Raw genomic sequence first — 15,869 nt, 5'->3', positions numbered from 1 at the left:
AAGGCACAACCAAGCGAGTTAAAGAATGAGATGGAAGGAACGGCAGCACAGATTCAGTCTTGAGGACAGGCACAAAGGACCGCTCACGGGCCTGGTATTCGATATTCAACGTTTCGCGGTCCACGACGGCGGCGGCATCCGCACGTTGGTTTTTCTCAAAGGCTGCCCGCTGAAGTGCAAGTGGTGCCAGAACCCGGAATCAATGAATCCCGGCCCGGAAATAATGCGCATTCCCCACCACTGCATCGGGTGTGTAAAATGCGCCACGCTCTGCCCGGAGCAGGCTATCGAGATCAATGAAAACTTCGAAGTGCTGATTGATCGCGACAAGTGTACATACTGCGGGGAATGCGTGGAAAAATGTTATGCCGGATCAATGACCATCGTGGGACGATACCTGACGGTGGACGAAGTAATGGAAGAAGTTGAACGGGACCGCCCGTTCTACAACACCTCCAGCGGAGGAGTAACCTTTTCCGGCGGAGAACCCACCCTGCAGGCGGAATTCCTGATAAACGCCCTGCAAAAAGCACAGAGCATGGGGCTGCACACAGCCATAGAATCCTGCTGTCTCTGCCCTGCCGAGACTTTTGCAGAGGTCATGAAGTACACCGACCTTGTTCTCACCGACATAAAGCACATGGATTCGGACCGGCACCGGGAATTGACCGGTGCTCCCAATGAACAGATTCTGGCCAACATCAGGATGGCGGCAGAAATGGGCAAAACCATGCGCATCAGAATTCCGCTGATACCCGGCTGCAACGACTCGGAAGAGAATATCGAAGCAACGGCAAAATTTGTAAAATCGCTGGGCAGCAGCGTGGAAGGGCTGGATATCCTGCCCTATCACAGGCTCGGCGAACCAAAATGGGAACAGCTCGACAGACAGTACACCCTCAGCGGAGTTACTCCGCCAAAACGCGAGCATGTTCTTGCACTGAAAGATCTGGTCATGCCTCACTGTCCGAATGTTTCAGTGGGAGGTTGAGGAAAAGCTAAAACCCGGCTTCCAGCCGGGATAACAGAGCCATTAAGACCTCCAAAAAAAGACCGCCGCCTTCACGCAATATCTGGTGAAGACGGCGGTCTTTTTTTGAAACTGTCGGCAGGAGCATCCTGCGCCAAAGCTCAGAAGGATAATCCCGGGAAAGGTCATGGACATGGCCGCTTAATTTTGCTTTGATTCTCTTGAGGTTGGGCAACCCTACATCCACCGGACGGATACAATTATCATGGCACTGCAAAGTATGGATTTGTAAAAACAAGTCGATTTTCCAATATTAATGTCACTTCCGGCCGACAAGCGGTCAGATTCAGGACGGATATAATGAGCAAGGAAATTTACAATGGATAGACGCTATTTTCTCAAGACCGCCGCATTGACTGCAGCCGGACTGAGTCTCTTTAAATCCGCACCGGCGCAGGCCCGCGGCATTCCCGCCTCCTCTTTTCCGGACCTGCCCCCGAACGTATGCTACTCCGGACCGCCGGCGGGCCGCATATGCACCTCCGTAACGGACCTGTTCAAAATAGGCCCCGGACCATCCAGCTCCCATACGCTGGCCCCCTTGCGCATTGCCGGCAACTTCCGCGCGTTTCTGGAGAAACAGGACAACGCCACATTGTCGGCGGGCACAAGCATCAAAGCGCATTTATACGGCAGTCTTTCATCCACCGGTAAAGGGCATCGTACAGACAGGGCCATACTGAGCGGATTGATGGGCCAGAAAGCCAAAACGTGCGATCCTTCGGTAATGGACGCTCTTGCTGATGAAAGCAAAACCCATGTAATTTCCTTCTCGGACAAAAAAATCGGCATCAGCCATGCCGGGACCATAGTCTGGGACAGCATCGACCACGACTACCCGTTCAATAACACTCTGGTCATGCAGTTTGTCGACAAAAACGGCAGGGTACTGGTTGAACGCGAATATTATTCCACCGGAGGCGGCTTTTATTCATGGAAAGGACAACCGGAGGAGAAACGCGGCGACCCGGTACATATCTACGGCAGCATGACCAAATTCAACGAGCTGGTAAAAAAGACAGGCAAGCAGCTGCATGAAATCATGCTTGAAAATGAAATGGCCATCATGGGCTGTGATGAAAAAGACGTTAATGCCCATCTGGACCTGATTCTTGACACCATGCTCAATGGAGTTGCCCTCGGGCTGGAAGAAGACGGTCTGCTGCCCGCGCCTTTCGAGTTCCACCGCAAGGCTAAGCACCTCTACGCACAGGCGCAAAAAATGGATGATGGCGAGGCCCTTATGCAGAAGGTCAGCAGTTACGCCCTCGCTGTTTCCGAAGGAAACGCCGCAGGCCGCCTCGCCGTAACCGCCCCGACTCTGGGGTCCGCCGGAACCATGCCCTCCTTGGTAAAAATCATGAAGGATCACCTCAAACTATCACGCGAGGACATGCGCAAGGGTCTGCTGGCCGGAGCTTTGGTTGGATTTCTCTGTAAAAACAACGCAAGTGTTGCCGGGGCCGAAGTAGGATGTCAGGGCGAGATAGGTGTTGCTTCGGCCATGGCCGCAGCCATGACCGCCTATGCCTCAGGAGCCACCATCAAGACCACCGAAGTGGCTGCCACCATCGCTTTGGAGCATCATCTGGGCATGTCCTGCGATCCCGTCGGAGGCTTTGTTCTGATCCCCTGCATAGAGCGCAATGCCTTTGGTGCACTGAAAGCTTACAACGCCTGCCTGATGGCGAAAAATGAGATCATCTCCCAGCATTGGGAAGATCTGGACCGTGTGATTATGGCCATGCTGCAGACCGGCAGGGCCCTCCCCCAGCCGTTCAAGGAAATGGGAACCGCCGGACTCGGCATGACCATGGTTGACTGCTGAGTCCGTACGCCGAAAATCAGACCGGCAATACCCGGAGCTTGAATCTGTCCGCTGAAAAAGATACATCCCATCGCAATGCACTCTCATAACCCGCAATGCCATCCGCGCAGACAATAATTTTAACCCCGGAAACAACAGGGGATACGAAATGAACAACAACCGGGACCGGCGTTTCAGACAGGCAGACCGTGAAGCCCTGCTCGCTCTGACGGTCTACGCACTCTATTTTATCTGGTGGTATGTATTCGGCTTCGGCATGGGCAATAACAACCCGGACGAATACACCTATGTTTGGGGCTTCCCGGCATGGTTCTTCTACAGCTGCATAGCAGGTTATCCGGTCATAACCATAGTGCTGTGGATCATTGTGCGCACTAAGTTCAAAGACATGCCTCTTGAAGCGGAAATTACGGATGCTGAATTTCCGGACTCCGCCGGGGATTCGCAAGGGGAGAAAGAGTAATGCCAGCAACAATCCAGACCATCGTCCCGGTCATAATCTATCTGGCATTTTCAGTGGCAGTGGCACTCTGGGCCAGGAAGAAATCTGCTTCCGAATCTTCGCAAGGATTCATTGAAGAGTATTTCATCGGCAACCGTTCCATGGGCGGCTTTGTTCTCGCAATGACCGTAATCGCAAGTTACACCAGTGCCAGCAGCTTTGTAGGAGGTCCCGGAGTGGCCTACCGGCTGGGCCTCAGCTGGGTGCTGCTGGCCATGATTCAGGTTCCCACGACCTTTTTCACTCTGGGGGTTCTCGGCAAACGATTTGCCATAATGGCCCGCAAAACGAACTCGGTAACCATAACCGATTTCCTTAGAGCCCGTTATGAAAGTGACGCGGTAGTCATCCTGTGCTCCGTGGCGCTGGTCGTATTTTTCATGGCCGCCATGCTGGCCCAGTTCATCGGCGGGGCGAGGCTCTTCCAGACTGTCACCGGATATCCGTACATAGTCGGCCTCGGGCTGTTCGGAATCAGTGTGGTGCTCTACACTGCCGTAGGCGGATTCAGGGCTGTTGTTCTTACCGACGCAGTACAGGGAATCGTCATGGTCATTGCGGTAGTGGTCATCCTGCTGGCCGTCATCCATGCAGGCGGCGGGGTGGAGCACTGCATATCCACACTGAAAGACATCGATCCGGGATTGATCACCCCCACCGGGCCCAAGAATGCTGTTCCGCAGCCGTTCACGCTGTCCTTCTGGGTGCTTGTCGGTATCGGCATACTCGGCCTGCCGCAGACCACCCAGCGTTGTATGGGCTATCGTGATTCCAAGGCCATGCACGATGCCATGGTCATTGGTACGCTCATCATCGGCTTCATGATCCTTTGCGCTCATCTTGCCGGAGCCATGGGCAGAGCGGTTTTCCCGAACCTCCCTTCCGGCGACCTGGCAATGCCCACCATGATCGTGGAACTGCTTTCACCGGTATGGGCCGGGGTTTTCATCGCCGGTCCGCTGGCGGCCATCATGTCCACTGTGGATTCAATGCTCCTCTTGGTATCGGCTGCAATAATCAAAGACCTGTACATCCACTACCGGCTCAAGGGTGACGCCTCCAGAATGGAGGTCTCCGGGCTGAAAAGGATGAGCCTGATAACAACGGCAGCAATCGGCCTGCTGGTTTTTCTGGCCGCAACCGAACCTCCGGACCTGCTGGTCTGGATCAACCTTTTCGCATTCGGCGGACTGGAAGCAACCTTCCTCTGCCCTATTGTGCTCGGCCTGTACTGGGAAAAAGGGAATGCGGTCGGAGCGCTGGCCTCCATCATATGCGGGGTCGCCGTCTTCATCACCCTGACCATAATGAAGCCGGCCATGGGCGGGGTCCACGCCATTGTCCCGACAACGGCTGCGGCCATAGCGGCCTATATCGCCGGATCGTATGCAGGCGGACGCAACATCAGCCGATAGCGCGTTCATCCACCCCGGACAGCGTAAAAAAACACAGACCGCCGTCCGGTCCGGCAGTGCAGCACCCGCTCTTTATGGGCGGAAGCTTACTACTGTCTGGACTGGGCGGCGGGAAATTCCGCGGTAAAGGTTGTCCCGGCACCGGGAATGGACGAAACCCGAATCCTGCCGGCATGCAGGTCGATTATCTTCTTTACGATATAGAGCCCGATACCTGCGCCGCGTTTTTTCCCGACATTGGATGAGCGGTAGTACTTTTCGAAAACCCTCAACTGATCATCGCTGTGCATCCCCACTCCCTGATCACGGACCCGTAAGGTTACGGTCTGTCCGGAAGTAAAAAGCGACACCACAACCGGGACATCCGGTTCGGAATACTTGCACCCGTTGTCGAGCAGGTTGACAACCGCAAGACTTAGAAGTTCGGAATCACCGGACACGGTCAGGGGACTATCTTCCGGGAATTCCAGTTCAATAATGTGATCCGGATGGGTGCTCTGCACGTCCTTCATAACTGTCCGGACGATCTCGACCAGATCGACAGAGTGATTTTCCGGAAGCTGCTCAGCACTCTCAATACGAACCTTGGCAAGTGACTTATCAAAAATGTTGAGCAGTCTCTGCGTGGAGTTGCGCATTCTTTCAAGTTCCTTGCTTACATCCTTTTCGCCCTCTCTCCCGGTCTTTTCCTCTATAAGATCCAGATTGGAAGAAATAACGGAAAGGGGCGACCTGTACTCATTGGAAATCATGTCTATAAAATTCAGGTTGGCCCGGACAGTTTCGCGTTCAGCTTCCAGCTCCGCTTCGGCCTTGCGCTTTGCGCACTGCAGGACACGGTTCCTGTACAGGATAAGTCCCACCACAAGGACGGATACGAAAAGAATTTTCCAGACCAGGGAATAATCCACACCCTTTTCATATTTAATGGCCATCCACTTGTTGATGATCTGGCGCTTTTCACTGTTGCCGATATTTCCCACTATTTTTTGAAAAATGCGGTTCAAGTCTGCGGAACTTTCCCTGGTGGCAACCGCGTACTGCGCCTTAAGCGGGGTCTGGGCTATTACCTTGAGTTCAGTAAGAAAATTTTTCTGAATTTCATATGTGACCGCCGGAAAAGTAGAAATCAGGGCATAGATTTCCCCGTCCCGCACCTTCCGTAATCCACTGTGCACGGATTCTGTTTCCCGCAGGTTTAGTCCGGGATATTCAGCACGCAGCCTTGATATAGCGGACGTTCCCTTGACCACGGCAAATATCTGATTGTCTTCGGGATGAAATTCATCCTGAAACTGTTTATCCATTTTTGCCGCAATAACATAAGGAAAGGAAATATAGGGCATGGTGTACGCAATGCCGGGTTCCGGGCGATCCGAGAGTTCGCACATCATTACAAGATCACATTTTTTCTGTTTCAGGTCTTCCAGCGGATCAGAGGAGCGGACCGGGAGAAGCTTGACGGAGGATCCAAGGTCTTCTCCTGCCAGATGCATGAAATCTGCAACCATTCCGCGAAACTTTCCCCCGGAAGGAAAAAACGCGAACGGAGGACGGTCAGACCAGACACTGACCCCAAGAGAGTGGTTTACGCTAAGAAATTCCTGTTCCGGTACCGTCAGTTTTATCCGCCCGTCATCACCGACAGGATTCCAGGCGGAACCGCGCAGCCACTTGTTCCAGATGGCGACAAGTTTCTCCTGAGGGATACTCTTCAACGCCTTGTTGAAGATAGACACAAGTTCCGGTTGGTCGTTACGCAGGCTGAAGCAGAACTCCGTTGTACCGCCTGTGGGAAAAGCACTTTCAAGAAACCCGGAAAGCCCCAGTTTGGCTATCAGATAAAATGCCGGTTCACCGGCAATAAGAAAATCACTTCGCCCTGTTGCTACGCTCTTGATAAGCTCGTACGCGTTCGGCTCCCAGACAATCTCAACATTTGCCCCGGTCTTTTTCACGCCGTTAAGCATGTTGATATTTCCACGCATCACTGCAGCCCGTTTTCCGTCAAGATCATCCAGACTGTGCAGGCGTTCCGGATTATCCTTCCTTACAAGAACCACTGTGGAGTACTTGGCGTACGGGGGAGTAAAATTAAAAAATTTCGCGCGGCTGGGATGCGGCACGGACGAGGTCAGGCCGTCAATCTTCCTTTCTTCAGCTTTTTTAATAATTTCAGCCCACTTACCCTGATCAAAACTGAATTTGAGCCCGGTCATTTCCGTTATCAGCTTCGTTACGTCAACATCAATTCCGCTGTACGATCCATCCTCGTTTTTATGAACAAAGGGATCAAAAGTCTCATCAGTTCCCAGCGTAACAACAGGGTGCTCTTTGATATAACTGAGCTCTGCAGGAGTCAGCCGCAATTCATGCGCAGGCATGGCTGCCCATGAACAAACTGAAAAAAACAAGACACAAAGCAGCACATGCATTGCGATAAGCACTTTAACCTTCATGAGAAAGCTCCGTACAGACACACCATTGCCGAAAAGAGCGGCAAAGAATTGGTCTGAGAATCTTCGATTTAATTCAAAAGCATGCACCACGACTACAATTTCTTCTTATCTAATGACTTAAATATAATATTTTTCAGTGAGTGACAAAGATTGTTTCCCGAGTTGCTCTCCAAATCGACATAAAATCGCCAAAATAAGAACAGGTCATTGCCCTGACTAGGCAAAATAAGTATATAGAGAATCACACTCAAAAATGGAGAGAAACATGCCCGACTTATTTTCATCAGTACTGATCGTAGATGACCATCAGAGCATGCGCCGAACCATCGCAGACATAATGCGCATGCTGGGGTATACAAACCTGCACTTCGCCGAAGACGGTCTGAATGCCCTTGATAAACTGGCAGACACACCCTCCATTGATCTTATTCTTCTGGATTGGAATATGCCGAAGATGACGGGGATTGAATTTCTTCAAAAAATAAGAACTGAACACAAATACAAAAAACTTCCGGTGCTCATGATCACGGCAGAAGCAGAACAGTCGCAGGTGATACAGGCTGTTCAGGCAGGAGCAACGAACTACATAGTCAAGCCGTTCACCCCGGCAACACTGCAACGCAAGCTCAAGGAAACGATAAGGGGCTAAGCAGAACTGTTTATTATCACTGCGGGATTGTAACAGAAACCTCAACCTCTCCGTTTCCGCAGGCAAGAGTAATATCTCCGCCGTGCGCCTGGGCTATAAGCCGAGCGGAATATGTTCCCAGCCCTGTTCCCTTGCTTTTCCCGGCCGTGGCGTACTTGCTGAAAAAACATCCTCTGACTTTTTCCGGGACTTCCCCCTGATTGCAGACATCTATCTTCACAGAATCATCAAGACGGTTCAGCCGGACAAGAATTCTTCCTCCGGCAGGGCAGGCATCAAGGGCATTACTTATCAGGTTGGCCAGCATGGAGTAGCAAAGCAGGTTTTCTCCCATGATGATGAATTGCTGATCTGGACCGGCTTCGATGCCGTCTATCTCCAGAACAAGATTTATGTTTCTCATTGAGGCCGTATCCTCTATGCCGAAAAACACCTTGCGGACTACTGCGGCGAGGTCCATGGATTCCGGGGAAAATTCATAAGTTCCCCGCTCCATCTTGAAAATGGATGTAGACATATTGACCATGGACAGCAGGGTGTAACCGGCATCCTCTATATTCCTGAGCATCCTGCGGTGCATTTCATCAAGTCCCTCTTCCATGAGCAGCAGTTGCGGCAGGCCTATCACGGCTGTCAGCGGAGACTTAAGGTCGTGCATCATGATGCGTTCCACATCATCGCGAAGCCGGGCGGCTTCCCGAAGCGCCAGATGGTTCTTCAGCCTCGCTTTGACAATGGCGGGATTGAACGGTTTGGTGATGTAATCGATGGCTCCCATGGCAAGCCCCTTGCTTTCGTCGTCAGCCTCGCTCAAGGCCGTTACGAAAATAACCGGGATATCTCTGGTGCACTCGTCCGACTTCAGTTTTTCTATGACTTCATAACCGTCCATGCCGGGCATCATCACATCAAGAAGAATTATATCCGGATTCTTGGTCTGGGCCAGTTTAAGCCCTTTTTCTCCATCCTTGGCAGCCAGAATGGCGTAATCATCCTTGAGCAGTTCCATGAGAACATGCAGATTTTCCGGGGTGTCATCCACCGCCAGAACCGTCATTTTTTCACTCATTATTCCAATCCCCTGTCAGGTAGACAACCGGTAAGAAATACATACAACTTCAGCGTATATCCTGAACTTTCAAAAAAAAATATCACTCAGATTCAGAATGAGTTCCGGGATAAGGGCAACCGCTTCAGCCCATTCATTTCATGAGCATTTCACGCTCTTCATCAAAATCGGCGAATTCAAGAGCAATCTGCCGGAACTGCTCCTCAATCTCCATAAAGGCATCCGCCAATCGCGGATCAAAATGAGTACCACGCCCCTCGGAGATGATCCGCACTGCTTTGGCATGTGGAAAAGGCTTTTTGTAAACACGTTTTGAAATGAGAGCATCGTAAACATCGGCAATAGCCATAATCCGGGCGGAAAGAGGGATATCCTCTTCGGCAAGTCCCTGCGGATACCCGGAACCATCCCACTTTTCATGGTGGGACAATGCGATTTCACAGGCATAATGCAGAAAAGAGTTCCCACCCAGAGCGGCTTCAGCCCCGGCCAGGGCATCACGTCCGTACTGCGCATGCTTCTTCATTTCGGCAAATTCCTCGTCAGTCAGCCTGCCCGGCTTGAGCAGAATCGCATCCGCAACACCGACCTTGCCCACATCGTGCAGCGGGGCCGAAAGATACAATGTCTCGATCAGGTCAGCGTTGAGCTGATCCGCGAACTCTTCCTTCTCCATCACATGGGAGGCCAGCGCCCGCACATAGTTCTGGGTTCGGGCAATATGTCCGCCGGTTTCAGGGTCCCGCCACTCCGCAAGAGCAGCCAGACACTCAATGGTGACTTTCTTTACCAGAGCAAGCTCTTTGGTACGCTCCCGGACAAGTTTTTCAAGGTCGTCCTGGTGCTCTTTGAGTTCAAGCTGATTTTTGACCCTGGCCTTGACCAGTCCCGGGCAGAAAGGTTTGACAATATAATCAACGGCCCCCAGCGAGAGCCCCTTGGCCTCATCCTCTTCCTCCATCAGCACAGTAATGAATATCACCGGGATATCTCTGGTCCTGACATCTGATTTCAGTTTTTCACAAACCTCGTACCCATCCATCCCCGGCATCATGATATCGAGCAGGATTATGTCCGGGTACGGTTTGGTCCGGGCAAGCTCAAGGGCCTTTTCTCCGCACTTGGCCGTGACAATGGCGTACTCCCCCTTGAGGGCCTCCATGAGGACCTGCAGGTTTTCCACCGTATCATCAACTATCAGAACCTGTTTCATAGCCTTGTCCTATCAGCTGTCCAACTTTTCCAGAATGGAAAGGGCCTCGCTACGAGCTTCATCCGTTTCAAAATCATCAAGAGCCTGCACCATTTTCCGCACGGGATCAATCAGGTACGTACCGGCGACCAATCCCTTTATTTCTTCGGCAAGACCAACGGCCTGCGAAATATCATTATCCATGAACTCGATAAAAGCCTTGATCTTTTCGCCGAGATTGTCCGGCACAGAATCATCCGGTAGAATTTCCGCGGAACTTAATTTGTCAGCAAGTTCATTCAATATGTCCATTGCCTCATCCGGTTCAAAATCATCCAGCAGGGCAGACGCCCTGCCTACCGGATCGGCATACTCACTTCCTTCGACCTCTTTGCTGAGCCTGCCCATGGTTTCCATGGCTTCAGATAAATTGGAGCCTACCGCAGACTCGATACCGGCTATAAATTCAAGACATACAGCGGAATCTATCTTACTGCCCCCGGCAGATCCATCATCTTCCTTTGCGGGCAGCAGTTCATCCAGCCCCTTCGCCACAGTGTCTATACAGGTCTGCATATCGGCAAGCAGTGTTTCGATACTTTCCTCTCCTGCCCGCAGAGCACGCTCCACCTCTCCTGCGGAACGGGAAAGCGTGTCCGCGCCGAGATTGGCAGCCACGCCTTTTATCGTGTGGGCCGTGCGGATAGCGACATCGGCCTCCCCGTTCTGAAGCTGGGCCTCTATATCCTGAACCGGGGTCATATATTTTGCCCGGAACTGTCCCAGCAGCTTCTTGTAAAGTTCCCGGTTTCCGGAAACCTTGGACAACCCGGACTTGGTATTGATACCGGGCACACCTTCAAGAGGAAGATCATCTGCGGCCAGTTCCCGATCCTTGCGCTCGGTGGCGGAGACATACCCTTCCGGCAGCTCCCTTTCTCCCGGCTTGATCCACTTGATCAGAATACCGAGCAGCAGTTCAGGGTCAATCGGTTTGGTGATGTGGTCGTCCATGCCGGCCTCAATACTCTTTTCCCGATCTCCGGCCATGGCGTGGGCTGTCATGGCGACTATGGGAAGCAACTCATGGCCGATGCCGTTTCCCCTGATGTGTCCTGCAGCAGACAGACCGTCCAGTACAGGCATCTGGATGTCCATGAGCACCAGATCGTACTCATTCTCAAGCGTGCGTTCCACGGCATCCTTTCCATTATCCACAACTTCAACCACCATGCCTGCCCTTTCAAGAATCTCCACAGCAATCTGCTGGTTTATCTCGTTGTCTTCAGCAAGCAGGATTCTGCCTCCCTTTATGGCGGACAGTCCCTCGGGGATTTCAGATAAGCCCAGAGTTCTACGAGTCTTGCGTTCAACATTGTGGCCGAACACGCCCATTATGGTATCGAAAAGCACGGATTGGTTAACCGGTTTGACCAGAAAGGCCTCAAGTCCGGCAGCCTCGGCCTCCTCCATAATCTCTTCCCGGCCGTAAGCACTGACCATAAGAATTTTGGGAAGTTCACGACCGGCTTCCCTTTCAATCCTGCGGGAAGTCTCTATCCCGTCAAGTCCGGGCATCTTCCAGTCCAGCAGTACCAGTTCATACGGATTACCGCTTTCGGTGGCTTCCTTGATCAGTTTTAAGGCTTCATCCCCGGAAGCTGCCGTGCTGACCTTGAAGGTCATGCTCTCCAGAGCCTCGCTGAGTATGGCCCGTGATGTGGAATTGTCGTCCACGACCAGAGCCCGCAGTCCCCGCAGGTCCGCGGCAGGAGTGTAGCTGCATTCGACCTTTTCCCCTTTGCCGAGCACCGCCGTAAAGGAAAATGTCGATCCTTCGCCCGGGACACTGTCCACCCAGACGCGCCCGTCCATCATCTCCACAAGGCGTTTGCAGATGGCCAGCCCCAAGCCCGTTCCGCCGTACTTTCGCGTTGTCGATCCGTCAGCCTGCGAAAAGGATTTGAAAAGTCGACTTTTCTGCTCCTCGGTCATGCCTATTCCGGAATCGGCCACACAGAACAACAGGGTAACTGTTTCCTCGTCCTGAGCTTCCGGTTTCACTGAAATGACTATATCGCCGTGCTCCGTGAACTTGGTGGCGTTATTGGCCAGATTGATAAGAATCTGACTGAGCCGCAGCGGATCTCCGACCAGATCGTTAGGCACATCAGGACAGACGTGAAAAAGGACTTCCAGCCCCTTCTCCTCCGCCTTGACCGCTATCACGTTGGCAAGGTTGTCCATGGTCTCGTCCAGACGGAACGCAATGCGCTCCATGCTCATCTTGCCGGCTTCTATCTTGGAAAAATCCAGAATGTCATTGATGATGCCGAGCAGGTTGTTTGCCCCTGCTCTTATTTTGGAGATGTAATCGTGCTGTTTCGCGGTAAGCTCAGTCTGCAGCGCCAGATGGCTCATGCCTATGATTGCGTTCATGGGAGTACGGATTTCATGGCTCATGCGGGCCAGAAATTCACTTTTTGCCCTCGTGGCATCCTCTGCCTTGTCCCTGGCCTCAAGCAGCTCCATCTCCACCTGCTGACGGACCCGAACCTCGCTCGCCAGACGCCGGTTGGACCGGATGACCACGAACATGATAAATCCTGCCACGCTGCCTACACCGAGGGCAATCCGAATAATGAGCCAGATATCTATCCCGTTTTCAACCCTCAGGCTGATCCACTTGCGGATCACGGCCTCGGATTCCTTTTCGCTGATGGATCTGATCCCCTTATTCAGAATGGAAATCAACTGGGGCGAAAGTCCCTTGCGAGCCGCAAAGCAGAGTTTGCGACTGACCGGAAGCTGCAGGGCCACCTTGAGGTTGTACAGGCCGTTCTGGTTGATGAGGTAACCCAGAACCTCCAGAGTTCCCACATAGGCGTCACACTTGCCTTCGGCTACCATTTTCAGACCGTTCAGTGCTCCTGAGATGGGCACAAGATTCAAATGCGGGTAATTCTCCTCAAGATATTTATGAGCGGCATTACCTTCGCTCACCCCCACCTTCATGCCCGTAAGATCTTCCACACTGCCCAGAAAAGGGGTCTCCTGCCGGACCACCACGACATTGGAAAGCTCAATATACGGATTGGAAAAATCCAGAAATTCATCCCGTTCGGCTGTCTCGCTGGCTGCGGCAAGCATATCCGTCCTGCCGTCACGGACGTATTTCACCGAGTCGCTCCACTTCGCGGTCGGAACAAGTTCCAGTGAGAGTCCAGTACGTTTGGCCACCATATGCAGCAGATCGGCGGAGATACCTTCGTACTGCCCGGACTTTGGATCGATACGTTCAAGCGGAAGCCAGTCCGGGTCCACGCTGAACCGGATTACCGGACTGCTGCGCAGCCAGAGTTTTTCACTTTTGCTCAGTTCAACCTTCGGACTGTTCTCCTGCCCGGTCCATTTCTTCAGAATCTCCCTTTCTTCACGGCGGCCGATGGATTTGAGCGCCCGGTCCAGAATTCCGGCCAGAACAGGCCAGTCCTTCCGCACACCGATCGCCAGCACGGAACCTTTCGTCTTGATCCGACCCTGCACTTCAAGATTGCTCAGCAGATATCTTTCAATAAGATAAACAGCCACCGCCCTGTTCCCCACATACGCATCGGCCCTTCCACGGGCCACGGCCTCAAGGGCGGCCAGTGTGTCCGGAAATTCGACCACCTTTGCATCCGGATATGTCTCACGAAAATATTTAACATTGAAGAACCCTCGTTCAAGAGCGATTGTCTTATCCGCCAGTTCCTTTTCATTCATATATTTCGTGCCGTCCGAACGCCCGACGATAACATGGGGAATGATCATGTAAGGGGTGGTAAAGTCGAGGAAAGGCTCGCGGTCCTTTTTGGGCGTGACGTCCATTATAGCATCAATACGCTTTTCACGGACTGCTTCCAGATTGTCCTTGAACGGGCCCGCCAAAATCTGCAACCGCCCGCCAAGCCGCTTGTTCAGCAAATGGACATAATCGACGCCCAGTCCTTCCGGATTTCCCCGGTCATTGACATAATCCAGCGGGGGCCAGGCATCCATTACGGCAACAGTTATCATCGGGTGATCGTCCAGCCACTTCAATTCATCGTCGCTTAGGTTGAACGGGCTGCCGTCAGATGAAAAATACAGGTCTTCGGGATTGCTCACCCAACGTTTTTCTATACCGGAATAAACCTGATACGGAATCTTGCCGAATCCGGAATCTATCAACTCAATCAGTTCCGGCCTGTCCTTTCTTACCCCGGCCCTGATAAAACTGGAAAACAGGCTGTCGGTCCCTTTTACCAGCGCCCCATGCATCTGCATGCGGTCCAGTTCCGCCTCCACCTGCAGCACTTCATGCATCAGCGCATCGGCCTTGCCTTTCAGAACGGCCAGGATGAGCCCTTCGCCGTCAGCAAAGCTAACCGTTTTGATCTCCGGATACTTTTCCTTGAGGTAACTTTCCTGATACGATCCGCCGATAACCGCCACCTTCATGCCGGACATTCTGTCCAGTCCTCCGGGATTGCGGCTGTCCGCCCGGTAGAACAGGGCGGTATCCACCTTGAACAGGGGGCCGGAAAAAAGCAGGAATTCTTCACGTTCCCTGGAGCGGAACAGCCCGAAATGGATATCGGCCTCTCCCGACTTCACGGCCTCCAGAGTGCCGGTCCAACTCTCCGGGACGAACTCAACTGGAACGCCGGTCTGTCTGCTCCAGGCTTTCCACATATCAACGATCATTCCCGACGGTACGCCATCGGGGCCGAGCAGCGAGAATGGCGGATAATCACGGTCCACGGTAATAACCAGACTGCCGGGATCACGCCCTTTGGCCGTTGCCGTCCAGTGACGGTTGATATTTTTTTTCTCCTCGGGAGAGAAAGAGGCCATTCCATCGTCTATCGCGGTCAGGGAGTCTTTTTTATCCTTGGGAACGGCCACCCGCCAATAGTTGCGGTAAAGCGGCTGGCTCTCCCGGTACTGAAATCTTGTGGAGAGGTCGGACTGCTGCAGATAGTACAGACCGACCAGCGTTTCGGCCACAAAGACTTTCAACTGGCCGCTTGCAAGGTCGGACATTATTGCTTTGAAATCGGGATACTCCACGAGTGACATTTCCGGATATTTCTCATGGAGAAACTCTGCGGCCAGACCGCCGGCAAGCACTCCGACACGGTAGGGAAGCACATCCGCGTTGCAGGTTATGGGCAATGCCTTGCTGTAAAACAAATGAGTATCGCTGCTGGTCATAGGCGCGCCGAATTCCAGAAATTCATTGCGTTTTTTGCTGTAGAAGAGCCCTGCGTGAGCATCAACCTCCCCCGCCTTGGCCATCCGCACGCTTTCTTCCCAGGGAGCTGCTTTAAAATTGATTGCTACGCCGGTCTTATTGGCCCAGAGCTTCCAGTAATTGATTACCAATCCGTCTGGCAAACCGTCCTTGTTGCAGAACTCGAACGGGACGCAATCCTCACAATAAGCAACGGAAAAAGTCTCATCCGCCTTTTTGGGCTCTGCGGCAAGGGCAGCACTTGCCACCAGCAGGCACACAATCGCAATGAGAATTTTTTTTACAACCATCAGGACCGGCCTCCAGATTTTTTGCAGAGTGCAGCAGAATTGTTCCAGAGCTCAAGACATGCGGCCCCCGCCGAACCATACGAATTTGCAGGCAACCCAAGGCCGCACTTCCTACCGCAAAACCGCCCGGCTCCACACATGCACCGCATCATGGGTT

The 15,869-nt window shown here is 52.6% G+C and carries 9 protein-coding genes; 5 read left to right on the top strand and 4 right to left on the bottom strand.

The window, feature by feature from the left end; genetic code table 11:
• Positions 1–25 precede the first annotated feature (25 nt).
• The 4 genes from ACKU4E_RS16040 to panF all read left to right on the top strand — a co-directional run bounded on the left by ACKU4E_RS16040 (position 26) and on the right by panF (position 4,775).
• Positions 26–991 carry a glycyl-radical enzyme activating protein gene (locus ACKU4E_RS16040; RefSeq protein WP_320172087.1) on the top strand — a complete coding sequence of 322 codons (966 nt, stop codon included), beginning with the start codon at positions 26–28 and terminating at the stop codon, positions 989–991.
• 358 nt (positions 992–1,349) lie between these two features.
• Positions 1,350–2,858 carry an L-serine ammonia-lyase gene (locus ACKU4E_RS16035; RefSeq protein ID WP_320172086.1) on the top strand — a complete coding sequence of 503 codons (1,509 nt, stop codon included), beginning with the start codon at positions 1,350–1,352 and terminating at the stop codon, positions 2,856–2,858.
• Between the two features lie 148 nt (positions 2,859–3,006).
• Entirely contained in the window at positions 3,007–3,321 is a 315-nt protein-coding gene (locus ACKU4E_RS16030) for a YhdT family protein (RefSeq protein WP_320172085.1), read from the top strand.
• Positions 3,321–4,775: a sodium/pantothenate symporter gene (panF, locus tag ACKU4E_RS16025; protein ID WP_320172084.1), complete on the top strand. Its 1,455-nt coding sequence runs from the start codon at positions 3,321–3,323 to the stop codon at positions 4,773–4,775. The genes ACKU4E_RS16030 and panF overlap by 1 nt, the downstream gene beginning before the upstream one ends.
• A gap of 89 nt (positions 4,776–4,864) precedes the next feature.
• Here panF and ACKU4E_RS16020 read toward each other — a convergent pair whose 3' ends face one another.
• Positions 4,865–7,234: a transporter substrate-binding domain-containing protein gene (locus tag ACKU4E_RS16020; RefSeq protein ID WP_320172083.1), complete on the bottom strand. Its 2,370-nt coding sequence runs from the start codon at positions 7,232–7,234 to the stop codon at positions 4,865–4,867.
• Positions 7,235–7,499: 265 nt separating this feature from the next.
• Here ACKU4E_RS16020 and ACKU4E_RS16015 point away from each other — a divergent pair, with 265 nt between their 5' ends.
• Positions 7,500–7,883, top strand: coding sequence for a response regulator (locus tag ACKU4E_RS16015; protein ID WP_320172082.1), 384 nt, complete (start codon positions 7,500–7,502; stop codon positions 7,881–7,883).
• Between the two features lie 16 nt (positions 7,884–7,899).
• On the opposite strand, the gene ACKU4E_RS16010 is transcribed toward ACKU4E_RS16015, so the two are convergent.
• The 3 genes from ACKU4E_RS16010 to ACKU4E_RS16000 all read right to left on the bottom strand — a co-directional run bounded on the left by ACKU4E_RS16010 (position 7,900) and on the right by ACKU4E_RS16000 (position 15,712).
• Positions 7,900–8,952, bottom strand: coding sequence for a hybrid sensor histidine kinase/response regulator (locus tag ACKU4E_RS16010; RefSeq protein WP_320172081.1), 1,053 nt, complete (start codon positions 8,950–8,952; stop codon positions 7,900–7,902).
• Between the two features lie 133 nt (positions 8,953–9,085).
• A complete protein-coding gene (locus ACKU4E_RS16005; protein ID WP_320172080.1) occupies positions 9,086–10,165 on the bottom strand; it encodes an HD domain-containing phosphohydrolase in 1,080 nt (359 codons plus the stop codon).
• A gap of 12 nt (positions 10,166–10,177) precedes the next feature.
• A complete protein-coding gene (locus ACKU4E_RS16000; RefSeq protein WP_320172079.1) occupies positions 10,178–15,712 on the bottom strand; it encodes a transporter substrate-binding domain-containing protein in 5,535 nt (1,844 codons plus the stop codon).
• Between the last annotated feature and the right edge of the window lie 157 nt (positions 15,713–15,869).

Origin of the sequence: Maridesulfovibrio sp. (assembly GCF_963677005.1) — a bacterium.
Classification (GTDB): Bacteria; Desulfobacterota; Desulfovibrionia; order Desulfovibrionales; family Desulfovibrionaceae; genus Maridesulfovibrio.
This window is presented reverse-complemented; position numbering and strand designations above follow the sequence as displayed.

What these genes read in the sequence shown, in the direction of transcription:
- ACKU4E_RS16030 (WP_320172085.1), top strand. Translation starts at nt 3,007, where the DNA reads ATGAACAACAACCGGGACCGGCGTTTCAGACAGGCAGACCGTGAAGCC.
- ACKU4E_RS16010 (WP_320172081.1), bottom strand. Translation starts at nt 8,952, where the DNA reads ATGAGTGAAAAAATGACGGTTCTGGCGGTGGATGACACCCCGGAAAAT.
- ACKU4E_RS16040 (WP_320172087.1), top strand. Translation starts at nt 26, where the DNA reads ATGAGATGGAAGGAACGGCAGCACAGATTCAGTCTTGAGGACAGGCAC.
- ACKU4E_RS16035 (WP_320172086.1), top strand. Translation starts at nt 1,350, where the DNA reads ATGGATAGACGCTATTTTCTCAAGACCGCCGCATTGACTGCAGCCGGA.
- ACKU4E_RS16015 (WP_320172082.1), top strand. Translation starts at nt 7,500, where the DNA reads ATGCCCGACTTATTTTCATCAGTACTGATCGTAGATGACCATCAGAGC.
- ACKU4E_RS16005 (WP_320172080.1), bottom strand. Translation starts at nt 10,165, where the DNA reads ATGAAACAGGTTCTGATAGTTGATGATACGGTGGAAAACCTGCAGGTC.
- ACKU4E_RS16000 (WP_320172079.1), bottom strand. Translation starts at nt 15,712, where the DNA reads ATGGTTGTAAAAAAAATTCTCATTGCGATTGTGTGCCTGCTGGTGGCA.
- panF (WP_320172084.1), top strand. Translation starts at nt 3,321, where the DNA reads ATGCCAGCAACAATCCAGACCATCGTCCCGGTCATAATCTATCTGGCA.
- ACKU4E_RS16020 (WP_320172083.1), bottom strand. Translation starts at nt 7,234, where the DNA reads ATGAAGGTTAAAGTGCTTATCGCAATGCATGTGCTGCTTTGTGTCTTG.